The sequence below is a fragment of the Microbulbifer maximicatervae (SeqCode) genome (assembly GCF_052466985.1).
This window is the reverse complement of the sequence record NZ_CP174298.1, coordinates 3,392,041-3,408,890: the sequence shown is the minus strand read 5'-3', so window position 1 is coordinate 3,408,890 and position 16,850 is coordinate 3,392,041. Positions and strand designations below refer to the sequence as shown.

The window sequence follows — 16,850 nt, the reverse complement described above, 5'->3', positions numbered from 1 at the left end:
CGTGGCTCGAGCGGGTAATCGGTGTGCCCCCTTACGGCGAGTGCAGAGTCCCCTGTCGTTTCTCATCTGCGCTCTGTCAGGTATCCTGTGGCGCAAATTGAAAAGCTGAACTCAGGGAGTAGACCCATGTTGCCCCGTTTACTGTGTACCAGTCTGATCGTTGGCGGCCTTGCCGTTGCCGGTGGCTGTTCCAAGTCGGAGCCTTCCAAGGCCGAATTAGACAGTGCGAGCGCGCCGATGAAGGCGTCCGCTGTGATCGAGAAGAAGCCGGGTGTTGAAAAAGCGCCCCAGTCCGGAGTGGATTACCACTCTTTTGCCAACAGCAATGATTACCAGGTTCTGCACCTGGATCTGGACCTGACTGTCGACTTCTCCCGCAAGGTTCTTGAAGGTGAAGCCAAGTTGGACTTCAAGCGTCTCAACGACAAGAACCTGCCGATGGTACTGGATACCCGCGAACTGGAAGTGGTTTCTGTATCCGCTAATGGCGCGCCAGTAAAATTCTCCATGGGCGAGAAAGACAGTCACCTGGGCACTCCGCTGAATATTGAGCTGCCGGAAGATGCCGACAGCATTACTATCCGCTACCGTACAGCGCCGGGCGCCTCCGGCGTTCAGTGGCTGGAGCCTCAGCAAACTGCGGGTAAAAAGCATCCGTTCCTGTTTACCCAGGCCCAGGCGATTCACGCGCGCAGTTTTATTCCACTGCAGGACTCCCCGAAAGTTCGTATCACTTACAACGCCACTGTACGCACTCCGAAAGAACTCCGCGCAGTCATGAGTGCGAACAATGACCCGCAGGCGGCCAAAGATGGCGTCTATGAGTTTGAGATGCCCCAGCGCATTCCCTCCTACCTGATTGCCCTGGCGGTTGGTGACCTGAAGTTCAAGCCCATGGGCGAGCGCACTGGTGTCTATGCCGAGCCTTCCATGCTGGAATCTGCGGCGGCGGAGTTTGCCGATACCGAATCCATGCTGGAAGTGACTGAAAAGGCTTATGGCCCCTACCACTGGGATCGTTACGACCTGCTGATTCTGCCGCCCAGCTTCCCCTTCGGCGGTATGGAAAACCCACGCCTTAGCTTTATCACTCCGACGGTGATCGCCGGCGATAAGAGCCTGGTAGCCCTGATTGCCCACGAACTGGCCCACTCTTGGTCTGGCAACCTGGTGACCAATGCCAGCTGGCGTGATCTTTGGCTGAATGAAGGGTTCACCACCTACCTGACTAACCGCATTATGCAGTTCGTCTACGGTGATGAGCGCTATCAGATGGAAATGGCCCTGGGCTATGACGACCTGCAAGCGGATCTGGCTGATAAAGAGCCTCGCGATGAGATTATGGCGATCGACCTGCGCGGACGTGACCCCGATGAAGTCTTCTCCAATATTCCCTACGAGAAAGGCTCCCTATTCCTGTATGAGCTGGAGCAGAAAGTAGGTCGCGAAGCGTTTGACCGCTTCCTGATGGAGTACTTCAACCACTTCTCCTTCCAGAGCATCACCACCGAGGACTTCGTTAAGTATCTCGACAAGACCCTGTTGGTTGAGCACGCCGACAAGCTGGACCGCGATCGCATCCTTCAGTGGATCTTCGATCCGGGTATTCCCGAAGGTGCGCCGCATCCGAAGTCCGATGCCTTCACTAAATTGGATCCAGTGCGTCAACAGTGGTTGGACGGCAAACTGGCGGCGAAGGATATCGATACCAAAGGCTGGACTTTCCACCAGTGGAAGTACTTCCTCGATGGTATGCCGGAAAAACTGACGGAAGCGCAGTTGAAGGAATTGGACGGCGCCTTTGGCCTGACCGAATCCCGCAATAACGAGGTGGCTTTCAGCTGGCTGATGATCGCAGTGCGCAACGACTACGAGCCGGCCTTCGAGCGCCTTGAGAATTTCCTCACCAGTATCGGCCGCAACAAGTTCCTGCGCCCGCTATATCGCAATATGGTTGAGACCGGTAAAAAAGACGTGGCTGCACGCATTTTTGAGCGCGCCAAGGTGGGTTATCACCCGCTGACGGTAAAAGTAAATAGCCTAGTTATTTACGGTAAAAAAGAGAGTTAATCGCTCTCTTTTCCCAGTTGTCGCAATTCCCATAGGTCAATATGAGAGTTGCGACAACTCTACCCTTTCTTTTTCCTTTCCACTTTGGCTAATGCTAAAGTTTGCTCCACAAAATATTTTTTATGGGCATTCTTTCAGTTTATTTTTATGGCTAAGTGAACTGGTACGATTACGTGATTAATACGCCAGATTTCTGGCATAAAAATCATTAAATGGCTGTTCAAATGGATTGCCTTTGCGTACTCTGCTGCGCAGAGATTTTACTCAGGAAGGGAGGCACCTATGTATAAACGGGCTTTACTAATAGTTGTCCTGGGGCTTTTTCTTGCCAGTTGTGGGCAGAAACCCGGGCCCAGTGCTTGCACAGATCACAACAAGCGGCCGAGTTTCCCTTTTCCTCACGCGATGCTTTAAGAGCTAAGCCGGGCTATACCCCGAGCTTGGCAATTTGTTGGTCATTGAGACCAAACAAGTAAAGGGCGGCGTCCAGGCCAAACAGATTGATGGCCTGGGGGGCCTGTAGCCTCACCTTGGGCTTGGGGTGAATGGCGATACCCAGTTCCCCTAAATTCAACATGGGAATATCGTTGGCGCCGTCACCCATAGCAACCACACTTTCCAGTGCCAAATCTAAGCTTCCGGCAATTTCCTGCAGTAACTTGCGTTTGCGATCGCCATCAATAATGGGTTCCACTACTTCGCCGGTGAGGGCCCCTTCGGCAAATGTCAGTTCATTGGCATGGATATAATCCAGGGGCAGGCGCTCTCGCTGCAGGAATTCTGCGAAGTAGGTAAAGCCGCCAGAAAGCAGTGCCGTTTTGCAGCCCAGTGCGCGCAAGGCTGCCAGCAATTCATAGGCCCCTTCTTTTAACGGCAATTCCCGGGCAATTTCTGCCAAACGCTGCTCTGAAAAGCCTTTTAGCAGGGCCATGCGCCGTTTAAAACTCTCGCAGAAATCCATGTCACCGGCCATTGTGGCCTGAGTAATGGCGGCGACCTGATCACCGATACCGGTAATTTTTGCCAGTTCATCGATAACCTCGGCATCGATGAGGGTTGAATCCATATCAAAGCCCGCCAGCTTTGGCACCCTCTGGGTAACAGAAGCCTGGATTGTTAGGTCTACTCCCAACTCATCGGCCACTCCAAGGCAGGCCAGGCGCGCGCTGTCAAAATCGAGATCGCCATCAATTTGGAAGCGGATTACGGTGCGATCGCATCTTTGTGCCAAAGTATCAGCGGCGAATAGGCTCCACTGTTGTTCATCAAAAAATCGCAGAAGGTATTGGAGTTGAGCCAGGGAGACAGAGGGGCTCAGCAGGGTGATACACCAAATGGCTTCAAGTGCACTCGGTTCTTCGGGGGGCGGGGTAAAGTCCGTAGCCTCACCGGGAAAAGGGGCTTCACCGGAATACTCCAGGCCGAGCTTGGCGACTTGATCTCGGAAGCTCAGGTAGCGCAGGGTGCCACTTCCTGAAGCCTGGGAAATCTGTTTCAGGGAGAGGTGGAATTCCTGTGAATTTATTTGATCACCCATAAGCTCTGTCCCGATTGAATTAAATGTCCGGCGCATTATAGCTCTTATGAGATTCTTCGCTAAAATTGCCGGGCTTTAATTTCATTGATTGCCGGTCAGTAGGGTTTTTAATGGGCTCAGTTCGAGTGGGGAGTAAAATTTCTTTTCGAATTGTGCGAGTTGAGTTGAACTATTTCGCCGCCTGCTTTACCAATCGCTCAGGAATTAATTGGGTATGCACAATTTTGGTGCCTACCGTTAAAATGCTCGCTGCTCCAAAACAGCTGGGGCAATAGTAAAAAAACAATACGCAAGATGTCTGCCGCCGTTTATGTCAGTTTCCATTGTATCTACTCTTCGCAAAATACCGGCTCAATTAGCACAGTTGTCCAAACGCGCCCGTCAGCGCCTATTGGCACTGGTTATCTGGCTAACACTGGCAATATTCTGTGCGGCGGCACTGGGGCATTTTTATGGTCAGCAGCGCGATGGTCAGATAGAGCGAGACAGAATTACTGCGAAGGCGGCAGCGACTATTCTCGCGGGGCAGAGCCTGGAGAGTATTGTGGCCGGGGATCGTATCAGCTTACAGCTGATCGCTCGCCAACTGCTGGAGCTTCCAATGGTTTCTGGCATTTTAATTGAGGATGTGGAATCGAATTCCCTGGCCGAAGTGGGGGACCTGAAAGAGGGGGAGACGATCACCGAGCCAGTGGTCCTGCACGATAGTATTGCCGGCAATATTACCGTAGCGTTTGAGCCCGGTAATTCCGTTACCTTCCCTTGGGCCAGCTTGTTGCTGACCCTCGTTTTTGCCCTGCCATTTAGTGCAGCTGCGGCCCTGCTTACCGGTAGCTTGTCCCGGGAGCGCAAATTGCCCGCACAAGTTACTGAGTCTGCTCAAGCTGTAGCTGAAGTTACCGAGCCCAGCGTTGGGCTTTATCTTCGCCCCCTCAACTGGGCGCAGTTGGGCAACCAGTTAAGTCGCAGCGCCCTGGAGGGTTTGCAGCGGGAGCTAGATGGACGTATGCGTTTGCTGCAGCGCATATACGGTGCCACCCCCCTGAGTTGCGCTGGGCCACAGATCGGCCTGGATTTCTCTGGAACTGATGCGGCCTTCCGCGCAGTCTGCTGTGGTTTATTGCTGCGGGAGATGCAGAGCGTTAGCCGTGCGACCGGTTTGAAGCTGGCTCTGGCGGTAGTCCCATCCCAGCCACAGAGTCCGGATTTCTGTGCCGATCAGCTACTCAACCAGTCCCGTGGCTTGTTTTTGCACCCGGAACTTCTTGAGGACAGTTCCCTGGTGGGGCGAATTGAGCACCACGGTGCCGGTTGGGCATTGGAGGTGACCGGCCTAACCCCTTCCTATCAAAAACTTCTCAACAATCAGTTGCAACAGCTGCTCGGCGCTGAGTCTACTCCCCACAGGACCCCCGTAGGCTAAGTGACTGGAAGTGCCTTAGGGTTCTTTTTTGGCGCGTGCTTTACGTTTACGTTAACGTAAACTCTTGCTAGGCTTGATGGCATCTTGAGGAAGTCGTTATGAAAGCAGAAGCAAGCCAAATGGAGCCCCATAGTTACAGCATTTCCGAGCTGGCGCGGGAGTTCGATATCACTACTCGCGCCATCCGCTTCTATGAGGACAAGGGCCTGCTCAATCCGGAGCGTCGCGGCCAGACTCGCGTCTATAGTCCCGAAGAGCGTGTGCGCCTAAAGCTGATTCTGCGCGGAAAGCGGCTGGGATTCTCCCTGGATGAGAGCCGCGAAATTATCGATATGTACGACCCGGCCCACGGCAATGTAGAGCAGTTGCACCGTCTATTGGAGCGCATCGCGCAAAAGCGACTGCAGTTACAACAGCAACTGCGGGATATCGAAAGCCTGATGGAAGAGTTGGATGAAGCTGAATCCAGGGCCCGTGAGTCCCTGGCGCAAAGCGATGACAGCAGCGTTTCCTAAACAGATTTCGGCACTGTGCCAAGAGTGGCGCAGTTGCCTCATGTGGTATTGAACAGCCGCCAAGGCGGTTATTTGAATTAAAGACATTTTTAAATATCAGTGGAGCCGTTATGAACACCTCCTACCCAACCCTGAATTTCGGTCTCGGTGAAGACATCGATATGCTCCGTGACATGGTTTACAAGTTCTGCCAGGCGGAGCTGGCCCCGCGCGCGGCGCAGATCGATGAAGACAATCTGTTTCCTGCGGATATGTGGAAAAAGTTTGGCGAGCTGGGTCTGCTGGGCATGACCGTGGAAGAGGAGTTCGGCGGTTCCAATATGGGTTACCTGGCACACGCTGTGGCCATGGAAGAGATTTCCCGCGCCTCTGCTTCTGTGGGCTTGTCCTACGGTGCCCACTCCAATCTGTGCGTAAACCAGATCCGTAAAAATGGTACCCGCGAGCAGAAGCTCAAGTACCTGCCCAAGCTATGTTCCGGTGAACATGTAGGCGCCTTGGCCATGAGTGAACCCAACTCCGGTTCCGACGTGGTAAGTCTGCAACTGCGCGCCGAGAAGCGCGGTGATCGCTTTATTTTGAACGGCAATAAAATGTGGATCACCAACGGTCCCGATGCCGATACCTATGTGATCTACGCTCGCACCGAACCGGGCATCAGCTCCGGTGGTATCACTGCATTTATCGTTGAGCGCGGTTTTGCCGGCTTCTCCCAGGCGCAAAAGCTCGACAAGCTGGGCATGCGCGGTTCCAACACCTGTGAGCTGGTGTTCGAAGACTGTGAAGTGCCGGAAGAAAATATCCTCGGTGAACTGAACGGCGGTGTACGCGTATTGATGAGCGGTCTCGACTACGAGCGCACGATTCTCTCTGGAGGCCCTGTCGGAATTATGCAGGCCTGCCTGGATGTGGTGGTTCCCTATATTCACGAGCGCAAGCAGTTCGGCAAGGCCATCGGTGAGTTCCAGCTGATGCAGGGCAAGATCGCCGATATGTACGCTGACCTGAATGCCAGCCGCTCTTACTTGTACGCTGTGGCCCGGGCTTGTGATCGCGGTGAGGACTCGCGCAAGGACGCCGCCGCTGTAATCCTGTTTACTGCGGAGCGCGCAACACAGATGGCCCTGCAGGCTATCCAGACACTGGGCGGCAATGGCTACATCAACGAGTACGCCACTGGTCGTCTGCTGCGCGATGCCAAGCTCTACGAAATCGGCGCGGGCACTTCTGAAGTGCGCCGTATGCTGATTGGTCGCGAGCTGTTTAAAGAGACCCGCTAAGGCTGGGCATTTCTTCTCGCCGCCGGCGCCTGTCGGCGGCAGCTGTCTCCAGCCGGGCACTGCGGCAATAAGCTGCGCCCTGTGGAGGTCTTTTCTCCGGGAAAGTGAATCGGACTTTATGAATCAGTTGCAGAGCAAAATAAACACGCGCGACGCCGCCTTTGGCGAAAACCGCGAGCAGATGCAGGCGCTGGTGGCAGACCTGCGCGAGAAAGTGGAAGCCATCGCCCAGGGCGGCGGCGAGCGCGCAAGGGAAAAACACCTGGCGCGAGGAAAATTATTGCCACGGGACCGTATCGATGCGCTGCTCGATCCGGGTAGCCCTTTTATGGAATTCTCCCAGCTGGCGGCTCACGAGGTTTACGGTGAGGATGTTCCGGCCGCGGGTATTATTACCGGTATTGGCACCGTTTCCGGTCAGCCCTGTGTGATAGTAGCTAACGATGCCACTGTAAAAGGTGGAACCTATTATCCCCTCACAGTAAAAAAACACCTGCGCGCGCAGACCATCGCCGAGCAGAACAATCTGCCATGCATTTACCTGGTGGATTCCGGTGGTGCTAATTTGCCGCGCCAGGACGACGTTTTCCCAGACCGTGAGCACTTCGGTCGCATCTTCTTTAACCAAGCCAATCTATCTGCACAGAATATTCCGCAGATCGCGGTGGTTATGGGTAGCTGCACCGCCGGTGGAGCCTATGTGCCGGCCATGGCAGACGAATCCATTATGGTGAAAGAGCAGGCCACCATCTTCCTGGCGGGCCCGCCCCTGGTGAAAGCGGCCACCGGTGAAGAAGTTTCCGCGGAGGAACTTGGCGGTGCCGAGGTGCACTGTCGCACTTCCGGGGTTTCCGATCACTACGCCAATAATGATGTACACGCCCTGCAGTTAGCGCGCCGCTCTGTAGCTCGCCTGAACCGTATCAAAAATCCTGGCCTGGATATCCAAAAGCCTGTGGAGCCGATTTATCCACCGGAAGACATTTACGGCGTGGTGCCCAAAGATTCGCGCCAGCCGTTTGACGTGCGCGAGATTATAGCGCGGGTTGTGGACGGATCTGAGTTCGATGAATTTAAAGCGTTGTACGGCACCACCCTGGTAACCGGTTTTGCCCGTATCCAGGGCTATCCGGTGGGAATTGTTGCCAATAATGGCATCCTGTTTGCGGAGAGTGCGCAGAAGGGCGCGCACTTTATTGAGTTGTGCGCGCAGCGCAAGATTCCATTGGTTTTCCTGCAAAATATCACTGGTTTCATGGTGGGCAAGCAGTACGAGGCGGGCGGTATCGCCAAACACGGCGCCAAGATGGTGACCGCTGTCGCTACCGCCAAGGTGCCCAAAATTACCATCCTTATCGGCGGCTCTTTCGGCGCCGGTAACTACGGTATGTGTGGCCGCGCCTACGATCCCAACTTCCTGTTTATGTGGCCCAATGCGCGTATCTCGGTTATGGGAGGGGAACAGGCTGCTGGCGTATTGGCCCAGGTGAAGCGCGACCAGATGGCCGCCCGAGGGGAATCCTGGAGCGAAGAGGAAGAGCGCCAGTTTAAGCAGCCGATTGTGGATAACTACGAACACCAGGGGCATCCCTATTACGCCTCCGCGCGCTTGTGGGATGACGGCGTTATCGATCCGGCGGATACCCGCCGCGTGCTCGGTCTGTGCCTGGCGGCGGCCAGCCACAAGGAACCGGAAGAGACCAAGTTCGGCGTGTTCCGCATGTAAGGAACCGTGGTTGCGGCGCCAGCGAAATGTTCCGGTGCCGCTTTTGATAGACGCCCCAATCGAGGAATTACAATGAGCGATAAATTGCTGTGCGAAGTGGATAGCGAGGGCGTGGCCACGGTCACCCTGAACCGGCCGGAAATCCACAACGCTTTTGATGATGAACTGATCCACGAGCTGGCCACCACCTTTGACACCCTGGCGCAAAACCCCGCTGTACGTGTGTTGGTACTGGCCTCCAATGGCAAGAGCTTTTCTGCCGGAGCCGACCTCAACTGGATGAAGCGCATGGCGACTTATTCAGAAGAGGAAAACCGCCGCGACGCAGCTGCGCTCGCCGCCATGCTGTACAAGCTCGACACTTTTCCTGCGCCCACCATTGCGCGAGTACAGGGCGCCGCTTTTGGCGGGGCCGTGGGCCTGGTGAGCTGCTGCGATATGGCCGTGGCCTCTGAGCGCGCCAGCTTCTGTTTGTCCGAAGTCAAAATCGGGTTGCTGCCCGCCACCATCAGTCCCTATGTCATCAATGCTATCGGCACTCGCCATGCGCGTCGTTACTTTGTCACAGCGGAACGTTTCCCCGCCGAGCGCGCGGAACAGATCGGTTTGGTATCCGAAGTCTGTGCCGAGGCTGATCTGGACCTGCATGTGCAGAAATTAGTGAATGCCATTGCCGACAATGGCCCCAAGGCAGTCGCCATGGCCAAGCAACTGGCTATGTCCATGTCCAACCGGGTTATCAACGATGAATTGCAGGGCCAGACCAGCGCGCTGATCGCTGCCGTGCGTGTGTCGCCGGAAGGACAGGAAGGGTTGAGTGCGTTTTTGGAAAAGCGTGCACCCAGTTGGATGAATGGTAGCGAAGGGTAATTTTTATGATTCGCAAACTGTTAATAGCTAATCGCGGCGAAATTGCCTGTCGCATTATCAAGACCGCGCGCCGCCTGGGGGTGGCCACTGTCGCCGTTTATTCCGATGCGGATGCCGACGCTCTGCATGTGCAGATGGCGGACGAAGCGGTGCACCTGGGTCCGGCCCCGGCCAGGGATTCGTATCTGGATATCGACAAAGTATTGGGTGCTGCCAAGCAGACTGGTGCCGATGCCATCCATCCGGGTTATGGCTTCCTGTCGGAAAACGCGGAGTTTTGCCGCGCCTGCGATAGCAACGGCATTATTTTTGTCGGCCCACCCACCGGCGCGATTGAGGCGATGGGCTCCAAGTCCGCAGCCAAGCGTATTATGGAAGAGGCCAATGTGCCCCTGGTGCCCGGTTACCATGGCACCAATCAAAATGAAGAGCTGTTGGAAGGCCATGCCAATCGCATCGGTTACCCGGTATTGCTGAAAGCTGCTGCCGGCGGCGGTGGTAAGGGCATGCGCCGTGTCGACAGTGCCGATGAATTCCACGAAGCTCTGGCCGCTGCCAAGCGTGAGGCCATGAATGCCTTTGGCGACGACATTATGTTGCTAGAGCGCTATGTGGTGAGTCCCCGCCACGTGGAAATCCAGGTGTTCTGTGATCAGCAGGGCAATGGCGTCTACCTGTTTGAACGGGATTGCTCGGTGCAGCGCCGCCACCAAAAAGTAGTGGAAGAAGCTCCCGCACCGGGCATGGCTCCGGAGCTGCGCGCCCGCATGGGTGAAGCGGCCCTGCGCGCGGCCCACGCGATTGGTTACGTGGGGGCCGGCACGGTGGAGTTCCTGCTGGATGCCAGCGGTGCCTTCTACTTTATGGAAATGAATACCCGCCTGCAGGTGGAGCACCCGGTGACGGAAATGATCACCGACCAGGACCTGGTGGCCTGGCAGCTGTCAGTTGCCGCTGGCGATACCCTGCCCATGAGCCAGGATGAGCTGCAGATCAACGGCCACGCCATGGAAGTGCGGATCTACGCCGAAGACCCGGACAATGATTTCCTGCCGGCAACGGGCGTGTTGGTGCGCCACCAGCCCCCGGCGGAAGGCGAGGGTGTGCGAGTGGATACCGGTGTGCAGACCGGCGATGAAATCAGCGTGCATTACGACCCGATGATCGCCAAATTAATCTGCCACGGCCGCACCCGCAAAGAAGCCCTGGCCAAATTGGATCGCGCACTGCGTGATTACCAGATTGCTGGTGTGCGCCACAATATCGAATTCCTGCGCCGAGTGATCAATCACCAGGCATTTGCCAGCGGTTGTATTTCGACGCACTTTATCGAGGACTACGAGGCGGAAGTACTGCACCAGGAGCAGACACTGACGCCGCTGAAATGTGCTGCTATTGCCGGTTATTTGCAGCAGCGTGAAGAGCGCGATCTGCGCAATAGCGCACCTCAGCGGGATCCTTTCTCTCCTTGGCACAATGGTGATAACTGGCGCAATGCTCTGGCTGGCAGTCGCACCCAGACGGTGGACTACCGTGGCCAGCACGCTCAAATTCGCTTTGTTGCGGAGGGCGATAGCCTGCGCTGGACTTGCGATGCCTTGCCTGAGGAACAAAACAGCGGTGAGATTCGCCTGCTCCCGGGACGTGACTTGATGTTGGTGGATGGCCGCCGCATGAGTTTCTCCGCCGTGGATACCCGCGATGGCGGTGCTGTATTTATCGATGGCACCCAGGTGGAATTCAAGCTGTTGCCACCGGATATGGGCGAGAGCAATGACCAGGCCCACGGCCTCGATGCCCCCATGAACGGCACCATAATTTCGCTGCTGGTTGAGCCCGGCTCTGCGGTGGAAAAAGACCAGCCGCTACTGGTAATGGAAGCCATGAAAATGGAACACACCCTGCGGGCTCCAGCCGCCGGCACCGTGCAGCAGTTCTTCTGTGCCGAAGGTGAATTAGTGGATGGCGGTAGTCTGCTGGTGGATTTTGCCGGGGAGGAGCAATAATGACTTTGCCCAAACAGGTCAAAATCGTCGAAGTGGGCCCCCGCGATGGGCTACAAAATGAAAAGCAGCCTATCTCTGTGGAGACCCGTATCGCTCTGGTGGACAAGCTCAGTGCCAGTGGGCTGTCGGTTATTGAAGCCGGCAGTTTTGTCAGCCCCAAGTGGGTACCGCAAATGGCCGCCAGCGAGGAAGTGCTGGCGGGTATCCAGCGCAAAGACGGAGTTATCTACAGCGCGCTCACGCCAAACTTAAAAGGCTATGAGCGCGCAGTGGAAGCCAAAGCGGATGAAGTCGCCGTATTCGGCGCGGCCTCAGAAGCCTTCACCCAGAAAAATATTAATTGCAGTATTGCTGAGAGTCTTGAGCGCTTCCGTCCACTGGTGGAAAAAGCGAAGCAAGACGGTATACCCGTGCGCGGATACGTATCCTGCGTACTTGGTTGCCCCTATGAAGGCGATATTGATCCGGCCAAAGTGGCAGAAGTTAGTGCCGCTCTATTGGAAATGGGTTGCTACGAAATTTCCCTCGGCGACACCATCGGTGTCGGCACCCCGGAATCCGCCAAGCGTATGCTGGAGCAGGTAATGGCCCGCGTGCCTGTGGAAAAACTTGCGGTGCATTTCCACGATACCTACGGCCAGGCATTGGCCAATATCTACGCGGCCTTACAAATGGGTGTCGCAGTAGTAGATTCCGCCGTAGCCGGCCTGGGCGGCTGCCCCTATGCCCGTGGCGCTTCCGGTAATGTTGCCAGTGAGGATGTACTTTATATGCTCAATGGCATGGGTATTGAAACCGGCGTGGATTTACAGTTGCTGGCAGAGGCTGGGAACTTTATTTCTGAACAGCTGGGAAGGGAGACCAACTCTCGTGTGGCTAAGGCTTTGATGCCCTGCTGAGGAATTTCTGGGGCGGTTAGAGCACCGCCCTGAAACTACAAACTTGAAGATCAGATATCTACCCGATAAATCAGAGGGTGGTTATTTCCGTTACCCTCTCTGCAACCCTCTACTCCAAAACCTACGGTATTAGATTTAGCAAAATATGCAGCCAGAAGTGATGAAAATTGCTCTTTAGTGTCATTATTGTCTGTTCCATCATTGTGATCGAACTCTATGACTACATGGTTACTTGACCCAGATGAGCAGTCTTCCCCTAATTCGTCGCCGCTAGCATCTGGTGAGAATTTAATTACTGCATAATATTTATAGGTAGTAATGCCTTCGATAGTTTTATTAGGCTCAATTGTACTTGATGCAAAACTGGTGCTGGATAGTAGCGCGAATAGTAGTCCGGAGAATAAATTTTTCATTTTCATAAAAACTAATATTTTTTGGTTCTCTACAAATAGGATGGAAACTATTAAGTGGTTTTTCTATTCTGTGATGTTGCTTGTGCAAGTAACGTTATTTCTAATAATAGAATAGTCATCGCCAGCGCTTATTTATCAGAGTAAATCATTATATAATTTATGTTGGCTAGCCCAGCTTCATTACAATTTGCGCCACTTTCCATAACTTGTACAATTTTCCCTGCCATCAATGCAGCAAGAGCAGTGCTATGCTGGGCTTCATTTACTATGGTAATTCTATCTTGTGCATTTGTGTTCTCACACATAGAGTTAGTTATATCGGTATCAAGATATAAAACATTATAGTTCTCTCCAATGCCTTCGGCCTGGATCTTTGTTATTTTTGCTGTCCAAGCAGCAGAGAAAACATTTGCGGAGAATGCAAGCAATATAGTTGCAGCCAAAAATTTCTTCATCTGAATCTCTTGATTAGTTTTAATCAGAATGATTATATTTTGATTTGATAGTTTATATTTTAGTATAAAATAATTTTATGTTTTTGCATATAATTTTTTCCTTTTTGAGATTTTGCTTGGTGGATTGTATGTCCAGATTTTGAGGGGGGTTGTGTCTTTTGTTACTCTCAATGCTGAACTTCTCTAGATGTTTTAATCTCTTAAGGTTTGGTTTTCGTGGCACTATTGGTGGAGATATCTTATTGTTTAGCAAATAATTGATGTTTTTATTTTTTTCATTATTTTCTGTAAATATCTTTGCAGGGCTGATTTCTCAAGTGCGGCTGATGAATTGTAATTGCCAGTGATGGTGCGTTTCATCGATATTTTATTTTTAAAGTTCTGTTGCTTTAATTGGCTTTTAAGTGGTGGAAGATGTAGATGTCGTTGAGGAAGTTAAGATTATTGTTGGTGTTATATTTGTAATTTAATAGTTAAAGCCGTATTCGGATCTAATTGGCGGCCAGACACTTTTTGATTTATTTGCTTTTTTGCTGCCCTAAGGCACTGAATTAAGGTTGGTAGATTAGTTGCTATTTACTGGCTCTGATTCCATTACCCTAAACGGCCTCATCATATCGTAATCCTCATGGGAGAGCAGATGGCAGTGCCATACATAAAGGCCTTCGCGGTCGAAGCGCGCAATTACCCGGGTCACTTGGCCGGGAAGCGCGATGACTGTATCTTTGGGGCCGCTTTCTTCTGGCTGTGGCGGAAGAGGTTTTCCCTGTAGAGATTCTATCTCCAGTCGTGCTCCCTGAAATACTTCACCTGTGTGCATAAATCTCTGTGGTTTGGGGATAAGCTTTCCTTTAAAAGGCTGGCGGTTCAGCACCTGAAATTCCACCAAGTGAATATGAATAGGGTGGGCCGATACTGTAGGGTTGTATATCTCCCAGATCTCAACGGCGTTGTGTTGGATTATTTCTGTAGTAGGGTCTTCAAAAAATAGGGAGCCCTCCTTTAATGGACCTAGCATCAGCAAGTTACGGCCGTAAGGATCGTCTAACCGGTAGGTGGCAAGTTGTCGTGTGCGACTGGCTTGGTTAAGCCTATTAAGTGGGGCGCGCAAGGGAGTATTTAGGGTGAGTTTTAAATCTCCAATGTTATTTTTAATCTCTGATTTCTGTTTATTAGACGGGGTGTTTATCGGTGTTGAAGTAATATGAAATTGTAGGATCTGGCCTGTAGTATTTGGATCGGTAGCTGGTGTGATGCCGCCGCGTCCATCGCTTAATACGCGTTTACCTCCCGGGTTGTAGACAAGTGGAATCGAACTCTTTGGGTCATTGGCCTCTACAAAGCCTTTAAAAGGGACATCCGGTCCAAAGTTTCGCAGTGTTAGTTCACGTCCTTCATAACCGCTGAAATCTACTAAAACATCTGCTCGCTCTGCGGGTGCCAATATCAACTCGTTCAATTTTACAGGGTAATCGAGAAATCCGCCGTCACCGCCGACTTGTACAAAGGGTGTATTTTCGTCGATCCTGAGTATCAGTGTGCGAGTATCAGATGCGTTGAGTAATCGCAATCGATAGACGTGTGGGGTGACACTGACTTTGGGCCAGGTCATGCCGTTTACCAGAATAAAATTGCCAAAAAATTCGTCGAGATGGGAGGGATTGGGCCAATTGGCCTTAACCACCTCATGGGAAACCGGTGATGGAGGCTGGTCCCTCCAGCCAGGAAAATACAGCTGCCCATCGGAGCTAAACAAGCTGTCTGTAATAGCGGCTACAAAAGTGCGCTCTTCTGCAGGGAGCAGTTTCTCCTGTATCAGACGGTCTTCATTGTCATCGCCAACCAGGTAAAAACCGAATAGACCTGCGTAAACATTAAGGCGCGTCATGCCCAGGGTGTGGTCGTGATACCAGATAGTGGCGGCATCCTGGGAGTTGTCGTATTCGTAAATCTTTTTCTCAAATAATGGTCCCGTCTCACGATAATTGCGGGTGTACCAAGCGAGGGGGTTGCCGTCACTTTTCCACTCTGTATGCCCGCCGTGAAGGTGGATAACCATAGGTACAGCTTTTGGATCTTTTACGTCGGCGAGGTGAATGGATCGATCCACAGGAAATAGATGTGGACCCGGTAGCTCATTGGCCCAGTGTACAAATACCGGTTGGCCTTCTCGGGCGCGAATAGTAGGGCCAGGAGAGTGGATGCGACCTGCATATTCAAAACCCCAGGCTTTTGTCATTAAACGTTTGCCTTCCTTATCCCGTAGCCCCATCCAAACTTCAGTGGGGCGGGCGGGTAGTTTAATCGAGGCTGAGCCCTGAGGGCGGATTTCTGCGGGTATTGGCAGTTCATTGACGAACTTATCCACAGTTGCTGGATCCAGCAGCCGCAGGGGAGTTGCTTTAGCTACATCTTCAGCAGCAGTCAGGGCAAGGGGAATTAACAACAGCAGGGAAAAGATTACCCGAAACATTGGCTGTTTTTAGCAGTAAGTATTTAACAGTCAAGTATAGGTAAACAAGCGGTATCGGTGGCGTTAACTTGGGGGCAGGGAAGGGTGTACAGGGCCCTTCCCTGATGCGAACTTTCATTAGATAAAGCGATTGATCGCCGTTTTGGCATTGTCCTGATAGGTAGGGTTGTCCAGGTCCGGGAAAAGCTTTCGCTGTTCACCAAGAGGTCCAGTTAATCCGTGTTCACTGCCGTAAAAAACACCTGTGCGGAAGGATCTTGTATCCAGTAGGGCATCGATATAGCGCTTGGCGCCTATTTCTACTTTGTGGACTTTGCCAAGTAGCAGCATAATCCGCATCATGCCCTTCATCATATATTGCTTGAATAACGACAGTGTATTGAAGCCCTCTGTGCCTACCGTAGCCCCGGGGCTCATGGTTACGAAGCGGATATGGGGGAATTCCCGTGCCATGGAAGACATCCATAGGGCGCCCATATACTTTATCGGACCATAGGGTACAGTAGCGTCTTTGGTACTGGCATAGAGCTCTCCTTCGCAGATCTGCATAAATTCCTCCACAGAGGCGCTTTTCAGGTCTGGTCGCTTCATACCCATCTCTTTTACGCCGCGAGCGGCCTCGGAGCCGGCATAGATAGCAGTCTGGGTTAATTTATTGGCTTTCAGTAACTCGTTAGTCAGTAGAGCATGCCCAAGCAGGTTGACGGCGAAAATTTGTGTGACTCCTTCGGGGGTCTTGTTGTAAAACTCTTTCCCCCCGGTACCGCCAGCATTCATAACCAGCGCATCAACTGGGAAGTCCAGGTTCTTAACTGCCTCTTTCACAGATTGTTGATCCGCGACATCGATCAGCAATACTTCGAAGATATTCCTGCCTGTTACCGACACCAGATCGGCTTGGGCTTCCTTGGCTTTGTGCAGATTGCGGCAGCCGAGATAGATCTTGTTAATCTGCTGGTATTCCGCCAGTTGCTTGGCGCATTCCCTGCCTAAGCCTGCATTGGCTCCGGTAATCAAAACACTCTTAATCATCTTTCTGTCTCTGTGGATATTGGGAACTGGTGCCCGGATATGGATATACCCGGCTGTTGGAGAGAAAGATAAGCGGTTAAGCGCCTCGTCTTTTGACATTTCTTGCTGTCTTAGTGGGATACCAAGACCGCAAGAAATATCAAAAATAGGG

Annotated in this window: 13 protein-coding genes; 8 read left to right on the top strand and 5 right to left on the bottom strand. The window is 52.7% G+C overall.

Features of this window, described 5'->3' with window-relative positions:
* The first annotated feature begins 126 nt into the window (after window positions 1-126).
* Window positions 127-2,070: a M1 family metallopeptidase gene (locus ACJJI3_RS15125; protein ID WP_444940171.1), complete on the top strand. Its 1,944-nt coding sequence runs from the start codon at window positions 127-129 to the stop codon at window positions 2,068-2,070.
* Window positions 2,071-2,497: 427 nt separating this feature from the next.
* Here the strand turns inward: ACJJI3_RS15125 and serB are convergent, their stop codons facing one another.
* Window positions 2,498-3,607 (bottom strand): phosphoserine phosphatase SerB, encoded by a 1,110-nt coding sequence (serB, locus tag ACJJI3_RS15120; RefSeq protein WP_444940170.1) that lies wholly within the window; start codon window positions 3,605-3,607, stop codon window positions 2,498-2,500.
* Between the two features lie 310 nt (window positions 3,608-3,917).
* Here serB and ACJJI3_RS15115 point away from each other — a divergent pair, with 310 nt between their 5' ends.
* The 7 genes from ACJJI3_RS15115 (at window position 3,918) to ACJJI3_RS15085 (ending at window position 12,326) form a co-directional block, all read left to right on the top strand.
* Complete coding sequence (locus ACJJI3_RS15115) at window positions 3,918-5,030, top strand: hypothetical protein (protein WP_444940169.1); 1,113 nt, start codon at window positions 3,918-3,920, stop codon at window positions 5,028-5,030.
* 98 nt (window positions 5,031-5,128) lie between these two features.
* Window positions 5,129-5,545 carry a MerR family transcriptional regulator gene (locus ACJJI3_RS15110; RefSeq protein ID WP_444911985.1) on the top strand — a complete coding sequence of 139 codons (417 nt, stop codon included), beginning with the start codon at window positions 5,129-5,131 and terminating at the stop codon, window positions 5,543-5,545.
* A 110-nt stretch (window positions 5,546-5,655) separates the two neighbouring features.
* Complete coding sequence (locus tag ACJJI3_RS15105) at window positions 5,656-6,825, top strand: isovaleryl-CoA dehydrogenase (RefSeq protein WP_108731530.1); 1,170 nt, start codon at window positions 5,656-5,658, stop codon at window positions 6,823-6,825.
* Between the two features lie 118 nt (window positions 6,826-6,943).
* Entirely contained in the window at window positions 6,944-8,551 is a 1,608-nt protein-coding gene (locus ACJJI3_RS15100; RefSeq protein WP_371838961.1) for a carboxyl transferase domain-containing protein, read from the top strand.
* 72 nt (window positions 8,552-8,623) lie between these two features.
* A complete protein-coding gene (locus tag ACJJI3_RS15095) occupies window positions 8,624-9,421 on the top strand; it encodes an enoyl-CoA hydratase/isomerase family protein (protein WP_282934596.1) in 798 nt (265 codons plus the stop codon).
* 5 nt (window positions 9,422-9,426) lie between these two features.
* Entirely contained in the window at window positions 9,427-11,427 is a 2,001-nt protein-coding gene (locus tag ACJJI3_RS15090; protein WP_444940168.1) for an acetyl/propionyl/methylcrotonyl-CoA carboxylase subunit alpha, read from the top strand.
* The gene (locus ACJJI3_RS15085) at window positions 11,427-12,326 is read left to right on the top strand and encodes a hydroxymethylglutaryl-CoA lyase (protein ID WP_444936772.1); all 900 of its coding nucleotides are present in this window, start codon (window positions 11,427-11,429) and stop codon (window positions 12,324-12,326) included. Before ACJJI3_RS15090 ends, ACJJI3_RS15085 begins: the two co-directional genes overlap by 1 nt.
* Before the next feature lie 50 nt (window positions 12,327-12,376).
* Here the strand turns inward: ACJJI3_RS15085 and ACJJI3_RS15080 are convergent, their stop codons facing one another.
* The 4 genes from ACJJI3_RS15080 to ACJJI3_RS15065 form a co-directional block, all read right to left on the bottom strand.
* Window positions 12,377-12,739 carry a hypothetical protein gene (locus tag ACJJI3_RS15080; RefSeq protein ID WP_444940167.1) on the bottom strand — a complete coding sequence of 121 codons (363 nt, stop codon included), beginning with the start codon at window positions 12,737-12,739 and terminating at the stop codon, window positions 12,377-12,379.
* 128 nt (window positions 12,740-12,867) lie between these two features.
* On the bottom strand, window positions 12,868-13,194 hold the full coding sequence (locus ACJJI3_RS15075) for a hypothetical protein (RefSeq protein WP_444940166.1): 327 nt from the start codon (window positions 13,192-13,194) through the stop codon (window positions 12,868-12,870).
* A gap of 565 nt (window positions 13,195-13,759) precedes the next feature.
* The gene (locus ACJJI3_RS15070; protein WP_444940165.1) at window positions 13,760-15,667 is read right to left on the bottom strand and encodes a multicopper oxidase family protein; all 1,908 of its coding nucleotides are present in this window, start codon (window positions 15,665-15,667) and stop codon (window positions 13,760-13,762) included.
* 117 nt (window positions 15,668-15,784) lie between these two features.
* Window positions 15,785-16,699, bottom strand: coding sequence for an SDR family NAD(P)-dependent oxidoreductase (locus tag ACJJI3_RS15065; protein ID WP_444940164.1), 915 nt, complete (start codon window positions 16,697-16,699; stop codon window positions 15,785-15,787).
* Between the last annotated feature and the right edge of the window lie 151 nt (window positions 16,700-16,850).